13 protein-coding genes are annotated in these 22,187 nt (G+C 30.5%); 7 read left to right on the top strand and 6 right to left on the bottom strand.

The window, feature by feature from the left end; genetic code table 11:
• Positions 1–49 precede the first annotated feature (49 nt).
• From BLV71_RS10380 to BLV71_RS10400, 5 genes are all read left to right on the top strand, one after another.
• Entirely contained in the window at positions 50–1,102 is a 1,053-nt protein-coding gene (locus tag BLV71_RS10380) for a helix-turn-helix domain-containing protein (RefSeq protein ID WP_093870482.1), read from the top strand.
• Positions 1,103–2,105: 1,003 nt separating this feature from the next.
• A complete protein-coding gene (locus BLV71_RS10385) occupies positions 2,106–3,029 on the top strand; it encodes a pentapeptide repeat-containing protein (protein WP_143032777.1) in 924 nt (307 codons plus the stop codon).
• Positions 3,026–4,024 (top strand): hypothetical protein, encoded by a 999-nt coding sequence (locus tag BLV71_RS10390; protein WP_093870484.1) that lies wholly within the window; start codon positions 3,026–3,028, stop codon positions 4,022–4,024. Before BLV71_RS10385 ends, BLV71_RS10390 begins: the two co-directional genes overlap by 4 nt.
• Complete coding sequence (locus tag BLV71_RS10395; protein ID WP_093870485.1) at positions 4,025–4,594, top strand: hypothetical protein; 570 nt, start codon at positions 4,025–4,027, stop codon at positions 4,592–4,594.
• 12 nt (positions 4,595–4,606) lie between these two features.
• A complete protein-coding gene (locus BLV71_RS10400; protein WP_093870486.1) occupies positions 4,607–13,354 on the top strand; it encodes a LamG-like jellyroll fold domain-containing protein in 8,748 nt (2,915 codons plus the stop codon).
• Positions 13,355–13,683: 329 nt separating this feature from the next.
• Here the strand turns inward: BLV71_RS10400 and BLV71_RS10405 are convergent, their stop codons facing one another.
• The 3 genes from BLV71_RS10405 to BLV71_RS10415 form a co-directional block, all read right to left on the bottom strand.
• Positions 13,684–13,926, bottom strand: coding sequence for a DUF1456 family protein (locus BLV71_RS10405; RefSeq protein ID WP_093870487.1), 243 nt, complete (start codon positions 13,924–13,926; stop codon positions 13,684–13,686).
• Positions 13,927–13,945: 19 nt separating this feature from the next.
• Positions 13,946–14,572 carry a YqaA family protein gene (locus BLV71_RS10410; RefSeq protein ID WP_093870488.1) on the bottom strand — a complete coding sequence of 209 codons (627 nt, stop codon included), beginning with the start codon at positions 14,570–14,572 and terminating at the stop codon, positions 13,946–13,948.
• A 78-nt stretch (positions 14,573–14,650) separates the two neighbouring features.
• The gene (locus BLV71_RS10415; protein ID WP_093870489.1) at positions 14,651–16,207 is read right to left on the bottom strand and encodes an NAD(P)/FAD-dependent oxidoreductase; all 1,557 of its coding nucleotides are present in this window, start codon (positions 16,205–16,207) and stop codon (positions 14,651–14,653) included.
• Positions 16,208–16,272: 65 nt separating this feature from the next.
• Between BLV71_RS10415 and BLV71_RS10420 the strand changes: the two genes are divergently transcribed.
• Together BLV71_RS10420 and aat are read left to right on the top strand one after the other, a co-directional pair.
• A complete protein-coding gene (locus BLV71_RS10420) occupies positions 16,273–17,652 on the top strand; it encodes a short-chain fatty acid transporter (protein ID WP_093870490.1) in 1,380 nt (459 codons plus the stop codon).
• Positions 17,653–17,677: 25 nt separating this feature from the next.
• Positions 17,678–18,319 carry a leucyl/phenylalanyl-tRNA--protein transferase gene (aat, locus tag BLV71_RS10425; RefSeq protein WP_093870491.1) on the top strand — a complete coding sequence of 214 codons (642 nt, stop codon included), beginning with the start codon at positions 17,678–17,680 and terminating at the stop codon, positions 18,317–18,319.
• 1 nt (position 18,320) lies between these two features.
• On the opposite strand, the gene BLV71_RS10430 is transcribed toward aat, so the two are convergent.
• The 3 genes from BLV71_RS10430 to BLV71_RS10440 all read right to left on the bottom strand — a co-directional run bounded on the left by BLV71_RS10430 (position 18,321) and on the right by BLV71_RS10440 (position 22,178).
• A complete protein-coding gene (locus BLV71_RS10430; RefSeq protein ID WP_093870492.1) occupies positions 18,321–18,809 on the bottom strand; it encodes a hypothetical protein in 489 nt (162 codons plus the stop codon).
• A 53-nt stretch (positions 18,810–18,862) separates the two neighbouring features.
• Complete coding sequence (locus BLV71_RS10435) at positions 18,863–20,167, bottom strand: DEAD/DEAH box helicase (protein WP_093870493.1); 1,305 nt, start codon at positions 20,165–20,167, stop codon at positions 18,863–18,865.
• A gap of 196 nt (positions 20,168–20,363) precedes the next feature.
• Positions 20,364–22,178, bottom strand: coding sequence for a Xaa-Pro dipeptidyl-peptidase (locus BLV71_RS10440; protein ID WP_093870494.1), 1,815 nt, complete (start codon positions 22,176–22,178; stop codon positions 20,364–20,366).
• Positions 22,179–22,187: the final 9 nt, after the last annotated feature.

Genomic DNA, 22,187 nt, shown 5'->3' on the forward strand with positions numbered 1-22,187 from the left:
TTAGAGTAAAATATATTCCATTTATTTTCAATCTACTTTTTTATTTTTTATGTTAGAATTAAACTCACCAGTTTTTTTTGAATTATTTTTCTTATTCTTTTTATTAATTATTTGTGCTATTATTTTTAATAATAGAATATCTCACACTTCTGTAAAAAGTGAATATTTATTGAAGTTTCTTTTAATAAATTTAATATTTGAGTCTATTGAAAGACTATATGAAATTAAATATAACACTTATATTATTCCAACAAAGTATTATTATTTTTCAATATCAGAGACTATTCTATATTCATTTTTAATTGAAACTTTAAGAATTAAATCTAAATATATTTATCCTATAATAATTACATATATACTGGGAATTAATATCTTATATAATCCACAATATCCTCCTTACTTTATAGCGTTAGATAATGTATATAATTTTGTAATGCTGCTTTATTTTTATTTTAAACTAAAAACTTTTATAAGGGGTAAGTCTAAACGATTTTTTATTCAAAATAAATTTGTTATTTATTTTGTTTTTATATTACTATTTTTAGGGTTCACTTATTATGCTTTTAATTCTTTTTACGTAATAATCTTTTATTTTTTTCCTAGTCTAATTAAGCAACTTTCTTATTTAGATGGTATAGTAAGTATTATTTACTTAGTTTGTTTTGGGGTTTTAATAAAGCAAAAAATTTCATTTAAGTTTAGAAAAGTTAGAAAGAGAGTAGCAGTTTTTAATTATAATAAAAGAAAGAAGGAAATATGCAGTATTAATGAAAAAAAGGATTTTGATGAATTAATTAAAACGATAACATTAAATAGCATCTATAAACAGTCTAAAGTAACTATATTAAATATTTCTAATAGTACTCAAATGCATCCGAAGTATATCTCTAAACTGATCAATACTTTTTCAGATGGGAATTTTAACGATTTTATAAATAGGTTAAGAATAGAGGAGTTTAAAAGAAATTTAGAAAAAGAAATTTATAAAAATTATTCCATATTAGGAGTAGCAAAAGAATCAGGCTTTAGCTCAAAGTCTACTTTTTATAAAGCTTTTAAAAAACATGAAAACATGAGCCCTAGTATGTATATAAAAAAATAATAATATTTAAAAAATAAGTTTATTTAAACCAGAGAAGTTAACTTCTCTGGTTTTTTATTGTCTATAAAGTTTCAAGTTTTCATTTTATTAGGGGAATGTAGTTTTTACTAAAATAAATATTAATAGGTTTCTTTGTTATTGGTTTGAACTCTTGATTATTTTAATAGTGTAATAAATCGATTTTACGCAAACTTTTAACACTAATTAGAATGAAAGTTACTAATTAGGGATGTAAATGTAACTAGTTTGTAAATTAATTTTAAACAAGTTAATTTTCTTTTTTTTATCCTAAAAATTAGTATAAATATTTAAAATGCTAGGGAATGCTATTAGAGGAGTGAGTCCTAAAAACTGAATTAGGACTTTGTTACAGAAATGTTGTTTTTTACAAGGTCTCGTATTCAGATTTTAGGACTTTATGGTCTTGTTTTACAGTGGGGTAAGTAGGAGTTTTGCTGTCTTACTATTAAACAATCCCTCGAAAAATGAATTACTTAAAGCACATTTTATTACTTTGTATTAGTCCTGTTTCTAATACCATTTGTAAACAATTACAATCACCAAATATGTTAGGACGATATGGAATTTGTATCGGTATACTTCGCATATGATTATCAAATAGTCATCACTGTTTGTGTGAAATTCAAAAAAACTTATTGAAATAGTATTTCATGAAATCTGATTCTATTGAATTGGAAAAAGGAAGTATTGATCCTTCTATACTTATGTGTAAAGAAGCAGAAGGTCTCCTGTTTTTTATCGAAACAATTGATTGAACTCTAATAGTAAAAAATACAGGCATAAAAAATAATCACTTTTAATTAAATAAGATAAAATGAAGATTTCTATGTATCATTTTATGATACGAAAATTAAAAATCAAAATGAGCAAATCCTCTTTTTTTGATCCTTAAATAAATTAAGTAGACATATAAAATATTTAAAGTAAGAAATGTTAAAGTCTAAAAACAAATACATAAATAATAATATAAAAATATATAAGAATGAAAAAAATAATATTTATAGGACTATTACTATTGTCAACTAGTAATTTTAAGTTAAATGCACAAGATTTTAAGGAACCAATACTCAATTTTTTTAGGGAAAAAGTTATTTCGAATGGAAATGCAATAGTCTATAAAGCAGATACTAATGGAGGTTTCTTTGATCGTGTAGAAGGTCATAGTTTTGTTATTGGTCGTACACAATATGCTGCATTTTTACCTGAATTTACATGGTTTCGTAATAAAATGAAACTAGCGGGAAGTTTAGAGGTTAAAAACAATGCGAAATTTTATAGCAGTTTAAGTGTAGTAGGGGGATTAACAGTTCTTTCAGCTTCTAACTTTAGTGGTAAAGCTAATTTTAGTGATGAAGCTAATTTTACGGGTAATACAAATTTTACGGGTAATGCAAATTTTGATAATGGTACTGTAGCTTTTAAAGGAGCTGATTTTTCAAATCTTGTATCTTTTAAAGGAACAACAAATTTGAGCGGAACAACAAATTTGAGCGGAACAACAAATTTCTCTAAAGGTTTTTCAGCCAAAGAAGGCACAAAGAAATTATTGGTGGTAGATAAAAATAAAGTTGAATCTCAGTTACCTTTTTCTTCATATTCAGTAACAACAGGAGATATAATAGCAAATAAAGTTACCTTAAGAGTGGGGTCTTTCGCAGATTATGTATTTGCCAATGACTATGACTTAATGCCTTTACAAGAAGTAGCATCCTTTATTAAAAAATACCAGCATTTACCAAATATGAAATCTGAGAAAGAAGTGGTAAAAGAAGGGATGGATTTAAAAGAACTTACATTAAAATTAGTAGAAAAAGTAGAAGAGTTAACCTTGTATACCATAGAACAACAAAAGTTAATAGATGATTTAGAAACAAAAATTGGAACAAACAAAAGTAATACAAAATGAAAAAATCAATTTTAGTACTAGGTGCCTTTTTAGCCACCAGTTTAACAACAATTAATGCTCAATATGTAATAGGTAGTCAGAGATCTATCAATATAAGTTCAGATACAGATAGTGCAGGAGGAAATGAAGGTATAAGTTTACTAGCTAGAAATTCAGTAATGGCTAGTTTTACACCTGATAATATAAGCCATAAAATACGCACTTTTTTTGAAGCTCCAACTATTTTTAAGGGTACTGCACATTTCGATGGAATTCCTTTTTTTAACAAAGCAGCCAAATTTGGTCAAGAAGTTGATTTTAAAAATGGATATAAAGTAACATCTGGTTCTGTAGATTTTAATATAGGTAGTTTTACTTCAAAAAGTTTTGCTTCATTCATTGCTCATATAGATAGAAATAGTAATGATCCAAATGTTGATACGTTTAAAGTTTTATATGGTACCGCTGGGACCAAAATATTAGATGTAGGAATAAGTAAAACTCAATTACTTTCGAGAAACTTTGAATCAAGAAATGAGGAAGGATTTGTGGTAAATGTTGATATTAACAACAATTCAGTAGTTGATAAATTCAAGGTGTTGTATGGTAATGAAAAAAGAGAGGTTTTATCAGCAGGAAAAGATGATGTAACTATTAGTACCAAGCTTGTAACAAAAAATGATATTTCAACGAATAATATAAAGTCTAAAAATATTGCAGCAGAAGATATTGTAGCGAATAAAGTTACCTTAAGAGTTGGATCCTTCCCAGATTATGTATTTGCCGATAATTATGAATTAATGCCTTTAGAAGCAGTAGCATCTTTTATTAAAAAACACCAACATTTACCAAATATGAAATCTGAGAAAGAAGTGGTAAAAGAAGGGATGGATTTAAAAGAGCTTACCTTGAAATTGGTAGAAAAGGTAGAAGAATTAACCCTGTATACAATACAGCAACAACAATTAATAAACGAACTACAAGCAAAACCAACTGTAAATAAAAACCAACAGTAAATGAAAAAAATTAGTATAACAATGCTGTTTTTATTACTTGGATTCGTAGTAAAAGCACAGGATGATATTACCTTATATCGATTTATGAATAAACAACTTACAGCAGGAGGTCTTATAGCTTTACAGCATAACACAGTTACTAATAAAGCAACACTTATACAACCTCATGGAGTTAAGTTTGATTTAAATACGGGGTATTTACAAGCGCTAATTATTCAGCAAGTTAAAAATAAAGATGGTGTAGTTTTTATTAGTTCCTTAAAAAATAAGGGCTTTTTTTTAAAGTATAATGAACCTGGTAATTTCAGTTTTGCTAAAATGGATAAAACAAAGCAGGCTAATTTCATGTGGGAAGTTAATTATGCAGGGCCAAGAAAAGATGGTATTCTAAACGAAGATTTAGTGTATTTATCTCCAGTAAATGAACCAAGCTTATCGATAGTAAATGAAAATGGAGAATTAAAGCTGACTTCTATTTTTGATGGAAATGGAGCTGTAGTAGATAATGAAAAATCAAAATTAGCGGATAAATTTATTTTTTATTTACAAAAAATGAATAACGCTTTTTAAACATATTATAGAATGCAAAAAATAAAAATAAATAAAAGACATAAACTACTTAGGTTATTGTTAGTAGTTTTATTGAGTCCTTTAGGATTATTGCAAGCACAAGATAGTGAGTTATCTGTATTGCATGTACAAAGTCATGGGAAATATGAACGAATATTTACACCTCAAACCAATATAAAAGAGTTATTACAAGCAGGAAGTAACAAACAAGCAACAGTTGAGTTTTGGGCAAAGCACAATACAGCGGGAAGTACAAATGGTGCGCCTGTTTATTGGGGAGTAACTAACTTTGAAGGTGGAAATGCTAAATTTTCTTTAGATGTTTCTTCAAATGAAGTGTCTTTATCAATAGGAGGTAAAGAAATAAAAAGCAGTTTGTTGTTGAACGAACAGTTGTTTAAAAATAGCTGGCATCATTTTGCAATTACCTTTGATGCTAATGTGAATGAAGTTAGAGGTTATATAGATGGTCAAGAAAAATTATTTATACAAAACTCTAATTTCGATATTGAAGATTTGTACCTGATAAGTGATGCAAAAACAGACTTGTTTCTAGCGGAATACAGGGCTTGGTCAGCAAAAAAGAGTAAAGAACAAATTCAATTAGAACAATACCGAAGTTTTTACCAAGAGAGTAAGAATAGATTATCGGAGTTAAAAAACAATGGATTACAAACATTGTATACAAACGATATAGTTTCTAATGAAGATGTTTTTGGAGGAAAAGTGATGGTAACCACTTCTTGGAAGAATTTATTATATGAACATTTTCCAAATGATAATTTGGTAAAAGAAGCCTCTTTTGTAAGTGCATATAAAAATACTGGAATAGCTACAGTTAGCTCAAAACTTAAACATCCTATTTTAAGCCTGGATAAAATTATTGTGAAGGCAAGTGATGGAGATGGTAGTAGTCATACCTTATTGTCTGGTGCGAATGGGGTTGTTGTAAGTTGGTTACATGCAAAAGATATGGATGAATACCAAGTGCTAAGGAGGAATATTCGTGCAGGTACAACCAGTACGGTAATTCATACAGAGCGTAATGTAAGTAGTAAGCAGCCCTCAGATGAAATAATATATGTCGACAGAGGAGTATTACCTAATGAGCTATATGAGTATACCATTCAAGCAAAAAAACAAGGTGCAGATGCCTTAGTAGGTAAAGATGATGGTTTTGTGTTACCAAATGGTAAGGTAAACGGAACCATTGAAACCTCTTCTAAGGTAGCAACAAAGTTTGCAAAAGTAGAAGCGAAAGCAACTGTAAATCCAGGAGGAGCTTTACATATAGAAAAAGATGCAATACCTATTTTTATTAGAAATATAGAAGCTTTTAGAAATGATAAAAATCAAGCCACTTTTGAGTTTTGGTATAAAACACGAGTAATAGGTACAGAAACTAACAAAATTCTAAAAATAGGAAATGCCGAGTTAGAAATGGCTAAGAATACTATTGTTGTAAAGTTGGCTGGTAAAGAATATGTAAAAGGAATAAGAACTTCTGATACGCAATGGCATCATTATGTGTTTACTTTTGGATCAAAGGGTGGAAAGTTATTTGAAGATGGAAATTTAATAGAAAATGCTAGCACTTCAAATTTGTTCAATATTGATTTAAGAGGAACAAATTCTTTTTGCTTAAGTGCAGTTACTAAGACAGGATATTATTTAGATGAGGTACGTTTTTGGAATGTAGCAAAAACATCAGTAGAGGTAGCGAATTATGCAAAGCATATTGTAGGAGGTAATGAAACTAATTTATTTGCCTATTACCGTTTTGACTTTAATGATCCTCATAAAGCATATAATTTTTCTTCAAGGAAAAAGGGAGAATACATTGCTGAAAGTAAAGGTGTTTTAAAACATTTAACTGCGAATGAGCAACCTAAAATAAGCTATGCTACTTTTACCAATGAAACAGGTAATTATGAATTTACATCATTAAGTACAGGGGTTCAGGGAATAACTAATAATGATAATAAATTTGAATATACCATTGAACCTACAAAACCTCGATTTGAGTTTTTACCAAAAACAAAACAGGTAGGAGTACCTAGGAGATTAAATGGAGCAGAAGTAACCAATGTAAACTTCACAGATGTTTCAAGTTTACCTATTACGGGAGTTATAGAATATAATTTAGGAGGTGAAAATAAGTTTCCTGTAATTCAAGGAACTTCATTATTCATAGATGGGAAGCCAATTCAAAGTAATGAAGACGCTAAAGTTACTACAGATAATACAGGTACCTATGCTATCAAAGCTGCTCCTGGAAAACATATCATTACGCCTAATCCTAGACCAAATTTAAAAAATGAAGATCGTTTAAATGAAGGGAGCTTAGGTTTTGACGGAAAAACTGGATATGCAGAGTCAAAAAGTTTTGTGACTAATGAAGGAAAAAGTTTTACTTGGTCAGGATTTGTAAATCCTCATGTAAAACTAGGGAATAAAGACGAAATACCTGCCATTCAAACTATTCTAGATTGGGGAGACTTAAGTTTAAAATTAGTGAACAACAATGTTTTAAAAATTTATATTCAGGAGCAAGAAAAGTTATCTGAAACAATAAAAAGTAGCTTAAAAGGTCAATTTGTTTTTTGGGCGATAACTTTTGATAGTGAGTCGAATACATTAAGTTTATTTTTAGATACAACTAAGAAAACAACGGCATTAAATTCTTTTAACACGAATGATGTAGTAATTTTAGGGAAAGATACCAAACAAGGTAAAAATGTTAACTTTTCTAGAGCGAAATTAGATTTGTTAGAGTATCGAAAGGGAGCACTTTCTCAATCAGATATAGCAAAGGTTAAAGATGCTAAAATAATAAATAATGATGCTAACTTATTAGAATTATCTTACACTTTTAATCAAAAATACAGTACTAGAGCTGTTAATATGGTTGAAAAAAATGAGAATAATAACTATTTACAATTAAAAGGTAATTGTCGTTTTGATAATAACAATATTAAACAATATTCGAGAGAAGTAGTTTATGCTTATAAAGCAACGAATACAAGATTAAACCCCAAAGGAAATAGTTATGAGGTAGTAATAGAGGAACCTTTACAAAATGTGAATTTTGAGAATATAACTAGGCATAGTTTTATTGGTACCATTGTAGTTCCATGTAACAATAATGTGGGTGCATGGATAGGTAAAGTTATACGTACAGATGTAGAGCATCCTAGATTTGAAAAAACAATTAGTAATGCTAACTTTAATAGTGATAATACTATTTTTACTGTAAATGATTTGGTACCTGGGAGGTATAGAGTTGAGATTACGAATGAAGGGTCAAATAGGAAATTACTAAGTCCGGTAATCGATTTGCGACGTGGTAATGTAGTATATGACTTTCAATATAGAAATGAGCTTCAAATCGAACTTGAAATGTATAAAGTTAAAGATGTGGCAGGAGTAGCTTTAACACCTAAATTGGCTGAAAAATATGTAGGAGATAAAATAGAACCAAGTTGTGACGGAAAGTATATTTTGAAGAGTAGCGATCCATTTAAAATGGTAGTTAAAGTTTTTGAGAGCTATGGTGCTAATAAATGCTTAGTGGAAGATGCAATAGTTACTTTAGGAGGAGATGCTCTTTTTTCAAATAAAAACTTAGTTATTAATAAACGTGCTAGTATTAAAAACTTTTTTGCGAAAACTTCTCAACCTAATTATGTAGGTGATCATACAAGAAACTTTTTAATATCTGCTAAACTTAATGATAGAAATGCTTCATTTACTCAAAAAGTAATCATTACAGGTGCCAGTCAAGAGAATTCTGATTTTACGTTGATAAATCCTCAAGTGGGATATGTATTACATGATCCACCAGGAGACAACAGTTTTGCAACCTTAGGAAAAGGAGCTAGTTATACGGTTTCAATGTCTACTGATGAAACAGTTAATCTTAATATTGATAATTCAATTGGTGGAGTTGAAGAAATAGAAACAGAATTCTTAGCAGGTGTTGTAACAGGTGTTGGAGCAGCTACTATTACGGCTACAGGTGTACGTGTTTTTAATGCGAATTCAGAGCATACAGTAGATATTAATGGAGAGTTTGAACATATAACACATAATGGTAATGAAACAACAGTAGTTTTAGATAAAGAAATTTCTACGCCATCAGATCCAACTTATGTAGGGGAAGATGCAGATGTATTTATTGGTTTGTCTAGAATAGTTTCTTTTGGAACAGGGAAAGTACTTGAAATGAATGGTTGTACTCCAGTGGTGAAAAGTTCTGGTAAAGTTGCAAAGCCAACAGGTTTTGTCCCTTTTGCTTATACAAAGCAAAGCTTGGGAGATAATGTAATTCCTAATTTATATCGATTGGCAATTGCAAAGTCAGATAAGAATAATAATGTTGTTTCTCCTCCTAAAGATAGAAATCATTTAGATTTAAAAGGAACACTAGAGGAGCTGTTGAAGAATAATCCAGCGGACAATAACGACAAGGAAATTACAAAGTATCTCAATGAAATTAAGGGTTGGGAGAAGATTATAAAAAATAATCATGAGAAGCTTACTTCGAATTCTTTTAAAAATGCTCCGGGATTCAGTTCTACTACGGAAAATTTAACGAATGGAAATACTCCAGGACAGAATGGAGTAGGTCTAAACCCAGCTGTTTTAGATAGACGAATTACTTTTGATGCTTTAACATCTGTTAGTTATACGTTAACTAGAGCTAAAAACATAAATAAAGGAGACTCTAATGGAGGTGGAGCTTCTCTTGGTTCTTCTTTCGATGTAGAAATTGGAACTGTAAAATGGGTTAATCAGTCGTCAATACGTAGTACTAGGACAGACTCTGAATCTACAGATAAAGAAAATAGTAGAATCGATAGTTTTACTTTTAACGACGATGATGCAGGAGATCAATTTGATGTGTCTATAAGAAGAGACCCGCAATATGATACTCCAATGTTTTTAACCAATGGAGGTAGAAGTTCGTGTCCGTTTGAATCAGGAACTGTACCTAGAGAAGGAGTTGAGTTGATTGTTGATAAAGTAGTAGGTTATGGTACTGGTGATGAATCGATATTGTATAACTTAACGTTACGTAATACACAAATAGCAAAAGATGCTACTAGAAAAACCTATATCGTAGGAATGGCGGGGGCTTCAAATTCATTAGGAGCTGTGGTAAACTTAAATGAGTCACCTATTTTTGAGCCAACAACCTCTTCAAAGTTTGTGTTTGGTTTAGATCCTAGTTCACCAACTGGGGTACAACAAGAAATTAAAGCGCAATTACGTATTGCAAGAGGAACCGATGCACCTTCGGTAATTTCTTATAAGGATATAAAAATTCAGATGTATTCTGAATGTGAACAAACAGGAGATCGTTACCGTTCTTATGGAGTAGATGAATATAATGAAGTAGGTGTAAAACCTTTGTCAGAAATATTAGTTACTGCACACTTTACAGGTGCTTGTATTGAAACTATTACGTCAGATGCACCTCAAAATGACTGGGTAGTAAATGGTTCTGATCAAAAAAAGCTAGATTTTAAATTTAGAATACCAGAATTAAAAGACAAACCTGATACTGATGATTTCTCAGTAGATATAGAGTATACTATTAAAGGCAATAACATGCCAAGGATTTTGAAGAAATTAACTTTAAAAACTTTAAAGAAAAATTTAAAAAAGGATAGTGATTTTGTTGAATATAGTGCTGATGTTTCTGGTTTAACAAATGGAGAATATAATTTTAGAATTGTACCTGTGTGTGGAGATGGAGGATCTGATAATCCTAATAACCGTAAAAACCCAACTCCATTTGTAAAAGGAAAAATAGCAAGAAATGCACCTAAATTAGTGTTAACAACTCCAGATAATGGTGGGATACATACTACTGGAACTATTTCGGCTAAATTTTCAGCGCCTATTAATCCAGCTACAGTAAATTTAAATTCATTAGCAATGCGTGGTATTTTAGGAGGAATTCCTAAGCCATTAACGTCTGTGAAATTAGATAATGTTCAAGATAAGATTACGATACCGCATAATATTAAATTCAATTTAGAAGAAAAAGCAACCATTGAAATGTGGGTGAATCCATCGAAATACCCAACTTCTGGTAGTGTGCCAATTTTACAAAAAGGTAATAATTATGCGGTTTTATTAGCATCAGATGGTAAAATAGATTTAGGAAACGGGGTGAAATCATCTGTTGGATTACAATCATTTATTTGGACACATGTAGCTGTAGTTGCTGATAAAGTTAACGGTAATGTTACTATTTATTTTAATGGTAATCCTGTAGGATCTGGAAAAATATCAACGGTATTGAAAACTAATGAAGATCCTATTGTAATTGCACCAGTGGTTAATAATGATGCTTTTGTTGGTTCTTTAGATGAAATTCGTTTATGGAGGTCCTTAAGAACACCAGCACAGTTAGCAAGTAAAATGAAAAATCAATTATTAGGTAATGAAGATACTTTAGAAGCGTATTTTGTATTCAATAATAATACATTAGCTAAACAAGGTATTAATGGAAAACCAAATGAAGCGATTCAAGATTTTACTGGAAATGCTTCAGGAACAACAGCAAATAGTATTGAGTTTGTTACTAATGAAAATGCTGCACCTTTAGATCAAACAAAAACGGTAGATGATGTTCAGTTTACAACCACGATGTCTGAAAATAACACGATTATTAATTTTAATATGAAAATTTCAGATTTAGAATTTGTGGAAGGTGCTAGATTAACTGTTTTTGTGAAAGATAAAAAGCTAGAAGATCCATTAGGAAACAAAGTAGATAAGGCTTCTTGGAGTTTTATTATTGATAGAAGTAAATTAAAATGGAGTCATAATAACATTTCTATTTCACAAAATCAAGGAGAAGCTAAAACGATTGATTATGTAGATTTAATTAATAAAGATGGAGGTGTAGATGTAGCGTATACTTTTGAAAATTTACCAGTTTGGTTTGAGGTTAAGGCTGGAGCTAATGGAGCAAAAGGAGCTGTAAATACTATCAACGCTAGAGAAACCAATAGTAGTTTAGTATTTGAAACCAAAAGCTTTTTAAACCCTGGAGTTCACAGTGCAAACATTTACATTAAAACAAGTAATAAAGAAACAGGTGTAAAGCTTGGTGTAGAGAGTTTTAGAGTAGAGGTTGTTGTTACATGTCCAGAGCCTGTAGTTTCTCAAAGTTTTAAAAATGACTACCCATTCTCAATGGATTTTAAAGGAAATTTATTGATAGATGGTCAGAAATCTCTAGATATTAATGATGCAGTTACTGCTTATATTGGAAATACACCAAGAGGTTATGCTAGAGTAGCTAGTAATGGAATAGTAAATTTAACAGTATTTGGAAATGCAGATGAAACTAGTGCGTTAACTTTTAAAATTTGGGACGCTTCTGAATGTACCGAATATGAAGGTATTATTGAGAATTATAGTTTTGCTTTTAATACAAGTAAAGGAACAAATGCAGCTCCAGTAGCTTTTACGGTAGGTAAAAAAGTAAAAAGAAGAATACCAGTTGTAAGAGGATTTCAAGAATTAAGTTTTAATCTTAAAGATAGTAAAACGTCTAACACTTTAGCACTTTCAGCGATAAAAGGCTTGCCTAATGGATCTGAAATATTAGATATTACTAATCCAACTCAAAAAGCAACAGTTGGAACCAATGGTAATTTTAAAGGAAACTTAACTGTAATCGATGTATCAAAAGCTTATCTAGTAAAAGTAGTAACAGATGCGGTTAAATATATAGAGATTGTAGGTGTGCCAGTAGATCTAAATACGAACATAACTATTATTGGAGGAAAAGTATCCAATGCTCTTCCTTTCTATCCAAATAATTTGGAACGTACTAGTTATGCTTTACGATCATTTACATCAACAAAAGTAAGTGAGGGTGATAAAATAGAGCGAAGAGGTTTATTTGCAGAATATACAACTTCTGGAGGTTGGCGTGGTAGTTTAACGCATTTAACACCAGGATTAGGATATGTTTTTAAATCTCAAAATGCAGGAGCAATTAATTATTCTGGAATTATTAAGAATGCAGTTGCAAGATCTGTAGCTAAGAATACTAAAGTTAATAATGCTTTATCAAATTCATCAAGTGAGTTAGAAGAAACACCTTCATATAAGGAGTTAGATTTGTCAATTGATCTTAATCAGTTTGCTGATTTTATGTATATCAATGGAGTACTTGAAACTGCTGATTTAGATACAAATAAAGCGTATACTATTTTAGCATTAGTTGATAATGAATTAAGAGGGGCTTCTAAAGCTGAATTTATTAACGGAAAATACCATTATTATATCGGTATTGGAAGTAATAGTGATGAAAATATTCAGTTTAAGTTATACGATGGAAATAGCGTTTTAGATTTAGAGAATACAGAAATGTTCTTTTCAAATAAAACAATAGGTACCATGAATAGTCCTTATAGCTTTACCGTAAAATCAAAAGAGGTTGAGTTAAGTAAGAATTACACATTAACATTATCTCAAAACAGACCAAACCCAATGAACGAACATACGCAAATTAGCTTTAGTACCCCTAAGGAAGTATTTGTGGATCTTAGTTTATACAATATGTTAGGTCAAAAACTTCATACTTTTGTAGCAAGAAAAGTTACAGGAAATAGAATGCACACTATAAATTGGAATGGTGTTGCACAAGGTCATAAACTGCAAAGTGGAGTTTATGTGTATGAATTAAGAGTTGAAGGTAAAAGATTACAACGTAAGTTAATTATAAAATAAATATTCTTAATTATTTATATAGAAAAGGGGGCTGTTTTACAGTCCCTTTTTTACTTTTAGGGTATAGCTTAACTAAGCTGTTTTTAGCCAAAATCACTGATTTTGTTAAAGAAATTAAGAAAAGTATAAGGGGAACGTAATTATTTGTTAATGAATTAAACAAAATCTCTAAAAATTACATTTTTTTTAACGAGAAATACGTTTTTAAAATAAAAAAACATATTTACCTTTGTAGTATCATCACTCAGTTACTAATCTGAGAGAGGAATTTTAAGGGGAAAACAAACCTTCTAGAGTACTTCTAGAAGGTTTTATTTTTATAAAAATAGTTATTTCTTTTTTGGAGGCATTGGACCTCTTAGATGTATGATAAGTCCATTTAAAAAGTTTCGTAGTATTTGATCACCACATTCCATATATTTAGGATGGTCTTCAGCTCTAAATAAAGCACCTAATTCTCCTTTAGAAACTTTAAAATCAACCAAAGCACAAATTTCAATGATATCAGTATCACGCAACTTATGTGCTACACGTAATTTTTTAAAAACGTCATTGTTAGATAATCCACCCATAAAGTATTTATATTTTTTATTAATTAACCATGCTAAAAATAGCCCAAGCGTAAATTGCAAAACGTAAAAAACGAAATAAACCAACAATTACTACATTTTTAAAAGGGTATTTAATCATACCAGCAGTTAAACAACTAATAGCAAAAGGTAATGGTAATAAGGCTCCGACTAAAATTAAAAAACCTCCCCATTTACTAGTGTTTTTAAGGTTTTTAGCCATTTTTACTTCTAAATAATTTCTTACAGAATCAATCTTTAAAGAAGCTCTTCCTATAAAGTAGGCGGCTAATCCACCAGAGTATGATAATACTGCTAAAATAGATAGATTTAAAACAGGACTTGAAGTCTTTTTAGACCAAGCAATAAAAATTTCAGGAGGAATTAACCCTAAAATTGTTTCAGATATAAAAAAAGTAATTAATATAGCGACTCTAGAAAAAGTTTCAGTCATGGTTTGTAAACCATCATTAATATTATAAACATATTTATTAAATAATATTAAAGCAATAACTACTCCAACTATAGGGAAAAAAGCTTTTTTTAAACTTTCCCAAATAAACATATAAAAACCAGTACGATTATAATAATTATGTAATCGTTTATAATGTGGTTTATCTATTTTCTTTTTATTCTTTTTTTGGCTCATGACGTAAATAACGAACTCAGTTTTTATAAGTTGCAAAAGTACAAGGTAATTAGAGATAAATCAAAGAAATATTGTTAATTATAAACGTGCTATTGCAGCTTCAGCACATCGCTCTCCATCCATAGCTGCAGAAATAATTCCACCAGCATATCCACCGCCTTCACCACAAGGAAATAAGCCTTCAATTTCTGGATGCTCTAAGTTTTCTTTTCGAGGTATATTAACAGGAGATGAGGTACGTGATTCAACTCCAATAATATTTGCTTCTGCTGTATAGTATCCATGCATTTTTTTACCAAAAGCGGCAAATCCTTTACGTAACTTTCCTCCAATTAATTTAGGAAGTAGAGAATGCATTGGAGATGAGTTTATTCCTGGTTGATATGAAGTTTCGTTTAAAGAGGAAGATAATCTACCTTCTACAAAATCGGTTAATCGTTGTGCTGGCGCAACTTGGCTTCTGCCACCAGCATTAAAAGCTAATTTTTCTAAATCTTTTTGATACTGAAGCCCTTTTAAAACTCCATACTTTTCGTATTTAGGTAAGTCTTTGTCAATATTTATTTCAACTACAATACCTGAGTTAGCAAATTTGTTATTTCTGCGTGAAGGAGACATTCCATTCACAACAACCTCGCCATTAGCAGTAGCTGCAGGAACAATAAATCCACCTGGGCACATACAAAATGAGTATACTCCACGGCTTCCTACTTGATGTACTAAACTATAAGCAGCAGCTGGCAATAATTCATCTCTTTGTCCAGTACAACTATATTGAATTTGATCAATTATTTCTTGTGGGTGTTCCACCCGAACTCCCATTGCAAAAGATTTTGCCTTTAATAAAATATCTTTTTTATGAAGCAATTCATAAATGTCTCTAGCAGAGTGACCTGTAGCTAAAATTACAGAATTAACGGCCATCTCAGTACCATTTTGTAATTGTATAGCTTTTAATTTATTGTTTTTTATAATAAAATCAGTAACTCTTGTTTCAAAATGAATTTCACCACCATATTTTAAAATGTTTTCACGAATATTTTGAATTATTTTAGGTAATTTATTAGTCCCAATATGAGGATGTGCATCAATTAAAATTTCTTCAGTAGCCCCGTGATAAACTAGGTTTTCAAAAATTCTACGAACATCACCACGTTTTAAACTACGCGTATATAGTTTTCCATCGGAATAAGTACCAGCCCCACCTTCACCAAAGCAATAATTGGAATCTTCATTTACTTCATGAAATTGATTAATAGCACGTAAATCTCTACGACGGTCTTGCACATTTTTACCACGTTCTAAAACTATTGGTTTATAGCCTAATTCAATACAGCGGAGAGCAGCATACATTCCAGCTGGTCCAAATCCTACTATATGCACTTCTTTTGCATTAGAAACATCTTTGTATTCAAAAATATAATCTGGAGTATCAGGAATAGACTCATTTATATATACAGCTACTTTATAATTGAAAATAGTTTCTTTTTTACGTGCATCAATAGATTTACGCAGAACTTTTACAGCTGTAATATCTGTAATTGGGATTCTTAATTTTCTAGAAGCTTTCTTTTTTAGAATATCTTCTTTTCTTTCTTCTATTAAATTAACACGTAACTGTAGTTCTTTTACCATGCTGCAAAGCTAGTTAATTTTTGATTTACACTATTTGTTTATTTTAGCAAAACAAACGTAGTTTTATGAAAGTTACTCAGGTTATTGAAAATGTGTTTAAAAAGTATTTGCCATCTCCATTTACGATAGCAATTTTATTAACGTTAATAACTATCTTTTTAGCATTAATACTTACCAAACCAATTAGCACATCTACTTTTGAATATTCACTAAACATAGTGCGTTTTTGGGAAAAAGGTATTTGGACTAACGGTTTATTGGTTTTTGCATATCAAATGATGTTAATTTTAGTGTTAGGTCATGTGTTGGTTTTAAGCACACCAATAAGCAATTTAATTTTAAAAGTAACAAAATATTGTACTAATACTGCTACGAGTGCTGCTATAGTAAGTTGTTCTACAATGTTTATCGCTTTTTTTAATTGGGGATTAGGGTTAATTTTTGGTGCTTTATTAGCTAGAAAAGTTGCAGAGCATGCACAAAAAAATAATTTCAAATTAAATTATCCAATTATTGGAGCAGCAGGTTATGTTGGATTGATGGTTTGGCACGGAGGTATTTCTGGATCTGCGCCCATAAAAATAAACGAGAATGGGCATATAAAAAGTATAATGAAGTCTATTTCTTCAGATGAAATATTAGTACAAATACCAAATCTTATTGATTATTCACAAACAGTATTTAGTTGGTGGAACTTAGTCATCTTTTTTATGGTGGTAATTGCTGTAACTACAACTTTTTATTTTTTAGGAAAAAGAGCAACGCCTACTAAAATAAATTTACCAGAATACGGAATGGGTAAAGAAGATAAGGGAACTACCCAAGCCGAAAAATTAGATAGTTCATCGTTATTAGCTTATGCCTTTGGTATACTAATTTTGATAACTTTTTTTTATCGTTATTTTGAAGATATTAAGAGTTTGAAAATCACACCTAACCTAATCAATTTTTTTATGTTAGGTTTAGGGATAGTATTACATGGAAGTTTTAAAAAATTCACAAGTGCAGTAACTGAATCAATAAGTGATGTGTCTGGTATTCTGATTCAGTTTCCTCTTTATTTTGGTATTATGGGAATAATGAAAAGTACAGGGATGGTTACTTTAATTTCTGACTTTTTTGTGTCAATTTCCACAACTACTACGTTACCAATTTTTACTTTTTTTAGCGCAGGTATAGTAAATGTTTTTGTTCCAAGTGGAGGCGGGCAATGGGTTGTACAAGGGCCTATTGTAGTTGAAAGTGCTTTGAAGTTAGGTGTTCCATTACCTAAAGCTATTATGGCGTTAGCCTATGGAGATCAAATAACCAATATGTTACAGCCTTTTTGGGCATTACCTCTATTAGGAATTACAAAGTTAAAAGCAAAAGAAATTTTACCTTATACATTAATTGCTATGGTAGTAGGAAGTTTAGTGTATTTAATAGGTTTAGTTGTATTTTAGCGGTGAAATTTAAGATGTTTAAATAATGATTTGGATTGGTGAAGAAATAAATTTTCCTCCGTATGAAGTAGCAAATGAAGATGGTGTATTAGCTTTTGGGGGTGATTTATCTGTTGAACGATTAATATACGCTTATAAAAAAGGAATCTTTCCTTGGTTTAATGAAGGTGAACCTATTGTTTGGTATGCTCCTCAAGAAAGAATGGTACTATTTCCAGAAGACGTAAAAGTATCTAAATCAATGAAGCAGATTCTTCGTAAAAAAGATTTTACTATTACAGAAAACAAAGTATTTGCAGAGGTTGTATTTAATTGTAAATATATTGATAGGCATGATCAATATGGAAGTTGGATTACTGATGATATGGAGCAAGCTTACATTGAATTACATAAGAAAGGGTATGCAAAGTCTATTGAAGTATGGCATTTTGATACTTCTCAAAATAAAAACAAGCTAGTTGGTGGTTTGTATGGAGTAGATTTAGGGAATGGTGTTTTCTGTGGAGAAAGTATGTTTAGTAAAGTAAGTAATATGAGTAAAGTAGCTTTTATTCATCTAGCAAAAAACTTAGGATACAAGTTAATAGACTGCCAAGTATACAATGAGCATTTGGCTAGTTTGGGTGCCTATGAAATAGATAGAAGTGATTTTTTGAAGTATTTATAAATTATACTTCTATTTCCTTTAGTATATCTAAATTATGGATAACATAAATTCTGCCACTAAAGTCATATTTTAAGCCAAAAGGAATTGAATTGTCAGCATTCAATTCTTCAACAATTAAGATTTTTATTTTTTTTCCATTTTCAAAAGATATCTCAATTAAAGAAGGTATAAGCTTGGCTTTATCTATATGAGATATTTTAAAATTTATAATAGACGAATTTAAAACATCAATCCATCTATTATTTGCTTCCCATGATTTAATTATATCTAAACTTAAATGTGAGTTTTTTTGATATAAACCTTTCCCAAATTCAAAAAAATCATCATCCTTCCATGCTAAATGCCACCAAAAATCATTTTGCATTTGGATATTAATTGCAAAGTCAAAAGTATCAAACCCGTCAAAATAAAATTCACCTTTATGATTGTTAACTTCACTGTAAATAATTTTCTGAATCTTTTGACCAACAATTTTTTTCGATATATCCATGAAAATTTAGTTAAAATACAGAATTAAATAGAAAGTGTTAATGATTATAATAATTACTCTTTTTTATTAGGATTGTTTCTATTCCTGTTTCTATTACGATTCCTGTTTCTATTTCTTGAAGAATTAGTACGATTCCCACTTTCATTACCACGAGGCTTAGTGCTGTTTTTTGATCGTTGTTTTGAAGGTTTCTTAACAGGCATTTCTTCAACATGATCATCTTCTTCCATAAAAGGATGCTCACCAAGTCTTGGAACTTTTTGTTTTATTAGTTTTTCTATATCTTTTAAGTATGGTCGTTCTTCTGTCATACAAAAAGATAATGAAACACCACTGGCATTTGCTCTACCTGTTCTACCAATTCGATGTACATAAGTTTCAGGTACATTAGGTAGATCGTAATTGATTACTAAAGATAAATCATCAACATCAATACCACGAGCAGCAATATCTGTAGCTATTAAAACCTTTAAAGAACCATCCTTAAAAGCTTTTAAAGCTTTTTGACGCGCCATTTGTGATTTGTTTCCATGAATAGCAGCCGATTTAATACCTGCTTGTCCAAGTTTAGTTACTACTTTATTAGCACCATGTTTAGTTCTAGAAAATACTAAAACTGATTCATTAGGTTTTTCATTTAATAAATGAATTAATAACTTAGGTTTATTCTTTTTACTAACAAAATAGACACCTTGTTCAACTTTTTCGGCAGTAGCTTGTTGAGGTTTAATAGTAACACGTTCAAACTTGCCTAGCATTTTTTTAGACAATTCAGCAATAGTTTGTGGCATGGTAGCTGAAAAGAAAAGAGATTGTCGTTTAGGGGGTAACTTAGCTATGATTTTTTTAATATCATGTATAAAGCCCATATCAAGCATTTGGTCAGCTTCATCTAAAACAACATGTTTAAGATCACGAAATGTAATATGTCCAAGATCCATTAAATCTAACAAACGTCCTGGGGTAGCAACTAAAATGTCAACGCCATTACGTAAGGTTTTTATTTGTTGAGCAGGTTTTACTCCTCCAAAAATAACAGTATTTCTAAGATTAGTAAATTCACTATAAGCAGTAAAGCTTTCCCCTATTTGAATTGCTAATTCTCTAGTAGGAGCAACAACTAAAGCTTTTATTTTTCTTTTCCCTTGAGGTTTGGATACCTCTTTAGATAGAGTGTTTATTATTGGTATTCCAAAAGCAGCTGTTTTTCCAGTTCCAGTTTGAGCTACACCAAGTAAATCAGTACCTTTTAATAAAATAGGTATTGCTTGTTCTTGAATAGGTGTTGGATTTGTATAGCCTTGTTTTTCAAGTGCTTTTAATAATGGAGCTTCTAGCCCTAATTGTTTAAATGTCATATAGCGTTCTAATACTGCAAAAGTACACTTATATTTTATAAGAAAGCTATTAAGTACTAAATAGTAAGAGAAGAGTTCTTTTTGGTAAAAATTTCAAGAAGATTTAGGATTAAAGCATAATTGAAAAGGGATGGAAATAAAAAACTCGTAATTTGTTAGATTACGAGTTTGTTTATAAAAATATGAGATACTAAGTTTAGTAGCTCTTCTTAATTTGTTTTGTTCCACCAATAATTGGTAATGTTAGTTTAGTATCTTTTAAATCTACAGTTAGTTCTGTACCAGGTTTAGGTAATAATGTAAATTGACTATCACTAGAAAAAATCATCAGTCCTATTTGTTGTCCTTTTTTTATGATTTGATCATCTGGTTGTAAATCAAAAGTCATTTCATAAAACTTCCCTGGTTTTAATGGATTACTTTTTCTTAATGACTTATGGTTTTGTATATCTGCCCAACCACGCGTAATAATATTATCTGTTATTTTAGCATTGTTTGTATCGTTCCAAGGTAAAGATACCAACCATATAGATAAATTTGCAGCAGGTTTACTACTTGCAATTTTTACCTTAATACTAGGAACCCCAGAAATATGAATGTCTTCTTTTAAAATAGGAGTAACATATAATAATCTATTTTTTGATTCAGATGCTTTGGCTAATTGTTTACCTGAAAAATTATAATCATCAGTTAAAGTTTCTCTTATTTTTTTTGAGTTCTTTTTTAATTTTAATTTTCCTGTTTTTGAACCGTCTTTACCTAAGTGAAAAACAACTTCTTTAGCTTCAGGATTAGGATATTCATTATAAGCTGTAGGTTCAGTTCTTTTATCATTTTCTCTAACAATCCAAGCTCTTTTATCATTTTCAACATCGTTTTTTATTCCATGTAAATAACGTGTAAACCATCTGTTCATCATTTTAATTGGAGGTGGACCTCCATGACCATTTTGATGATAGAAAATTTGAGCAGGAATCCCCATCTCTTTTGCTCTTTTATAAATTCTATAACTATGCTCAGGCATTACATTCCAGTCGTTAAAACCATGCGACATTAATAAAGCAGCCTTCATAGGTTTCATATCATTTAAATAATCACGACCAGCCCAAAAATCATTATAATCTCCAGTTACTCTATCCATGTTATTTAGCATTTCAGTATCTCTAACTGTTTTATTGTTATAAGGTCTTTTAGCTTCATCACCACTATGAATAAAGTCATATAAAACATCAATGTCTTCTCCTAAATAACCTCCAGGAGAACGAACTAAACCGTTAGATCTGTAATAGTGATAATAAGAAGTGTTTGGAGCAATTGGTATAATGGCTTCTAAGCCCTTAACACCAGTTGTAGCTGCTGCTAATGGTATTGTTCCATTATAAGAAGTTCCTGTCATACCAACTTTTCCTGTTGACCAAAACGCTGTTACTGTTTCATTACCATAAGGAGTAGTGTATCCTTTTATTCTTCCACATAACCAATCTATAACGGCTTTCGGAGCTAAAGATTCGTTATCTCCACCAACAGTAGGAGCACCTTGTGATAAACCTGTTCCAGGTGAAGATGAATGTACTACAATGTATCCTCTTGGAACCCATTTTCTAATATGTGAATTAGAAATAATTGGTCTTTTTCCTCTTCTAACTACTTCTGGATGTACAGGCCTTTCTGTTTTTTCACCAAGCTCGTGTTTTACATTCCAAAAAGCACCATCTACTTCTGGAGCAACTCCAGCGAAATACGGACTAGAAACATAGATTACAGGTAGTTTTAATCCTTGCTTTTCTGTTTGATGTGGCCTTGTTACAGCTACATGCATTCTGTCTAGTTTTCCATCACCATCAGTATCAAACTCTGTTTCTACCCATAAGTCATGACGCAACCATTTATCCGGAGAACTAAAAGCTTTAACAATTTGAGCTTCTCCGTTTTTAAATACAGGTTTTGCTTTCTCTTGAGCGTTACTGTTTATAGTTAACGCTATAGTTAATAATAAAATTAGTTTTTTCATTTTTAGTGC

The organism is Tenacibaculum sp. MAR_2010_89, assembly GCF_900105985.1.
Lineage (GTDB): Bacteria > Bacteroidota > Bacteroidia > Flavobacteriales > Flavobacteriaceae > Polaribacter > Polaribacter halocynthiae.

What these genes read in the sequence shown, in the direction of transcription:
- BLV71_RS10415 (WP_093870489.1), bottom strand. Translation starts at nt 16,207, where the DNA reads ATGGTAAAAGAACTACAGTTACGTGTTAATTTAATAGAAGAAAGAAAA.
- BLV71_RS10385 (WP_143032777.1), top strand. Translation starts at nt 2,106, where the DNA reads ATGAAAAAAATAATATTTATAGGACTATTACTATTGTCAACTAGTAAT.
- aat (WP_093870491.1), top strand. Translation starts at nt 17,678, where the DNA reads ATGATTTGGATTGGTGAAGAAATAAATTTTCCTCCGTATGAAGTAGCA.
- BLV71_RS10430 (WP_093870492.1), bottom strand. Translation starts at nt 18,809, where the DNA reads ATGGATATATCGAAAAAAATTGTTGGTCAAAAGATTCAGAAAATTATT.
- BLV71_RS10435 (WP_093870493.1), bottom strand. Translation starts at nt 20,167, where the DNA reads ATGACATTTAAACAATTAGGGCTAGAAGCTCCATTATTAAAAGCACTT.
- BLV71_RS10420 (WP_093870490.1), top strand. Translation starts at nt 16,273, where the DNA reads ATGAAAGTTACTCAGGTTATTGAAAATGTGTTTAAAAAGTATTTGCCA.
- BLV71_RS10390 (WP_093870484.1), top strand. Translation starts at nt 3,026, where the DNA reads ATGAAAAAATCAATTTTAGTACTAGGTGCCTTTTTAGCCACCAGTTTA.
- BLV71_RS10395 (WP_093870485.1), top strand. Translation starts at nt 4,025, where the DNA reads ATGAAAAAAATTAGTATAACAATGCTGTTTTTATTACTTGGATTCGTA.
- BLV71_RS10380 (WP_093870482.1), top strand. Translation starts at nt 50, where the DNA reads ATGTTAGAATTAAACTCACCAGTTTTTTTTGAATTATTTTTCTTATTC.
- BLV71_RS10400 (WP_093870486.1), top strand. Translation starts at nt 4,607, where the DNA reads ATGCAAAAAATAAAAATAAATAAAAGACATAAACTACTTAGGTTATTG.
- BLV71_RS10440 (WP_093870494.1), bottom strand. Translation starts at nt 22,178, where the DNA reads ATGAAAAAACTAATTTTATTATTAACTATAGCGTTAACTATAAACAGT.
- BLV71_RS10410 (WP_093870488.1), bottom strand. Translation starts at nt 14,572, where the DNA reads ATGAGCCAAAAAAAGAATAAAAAGAAAATAGATAAACCACATTATAAA.
- BLV71_RS10405 (WP_093870487.1), bottom strand. Translation starts at nt 13,926, where the DNA reads ATGGGTGGATTATCTAACAATGACGTTTTTAAAAAATTACGTGTAGCA.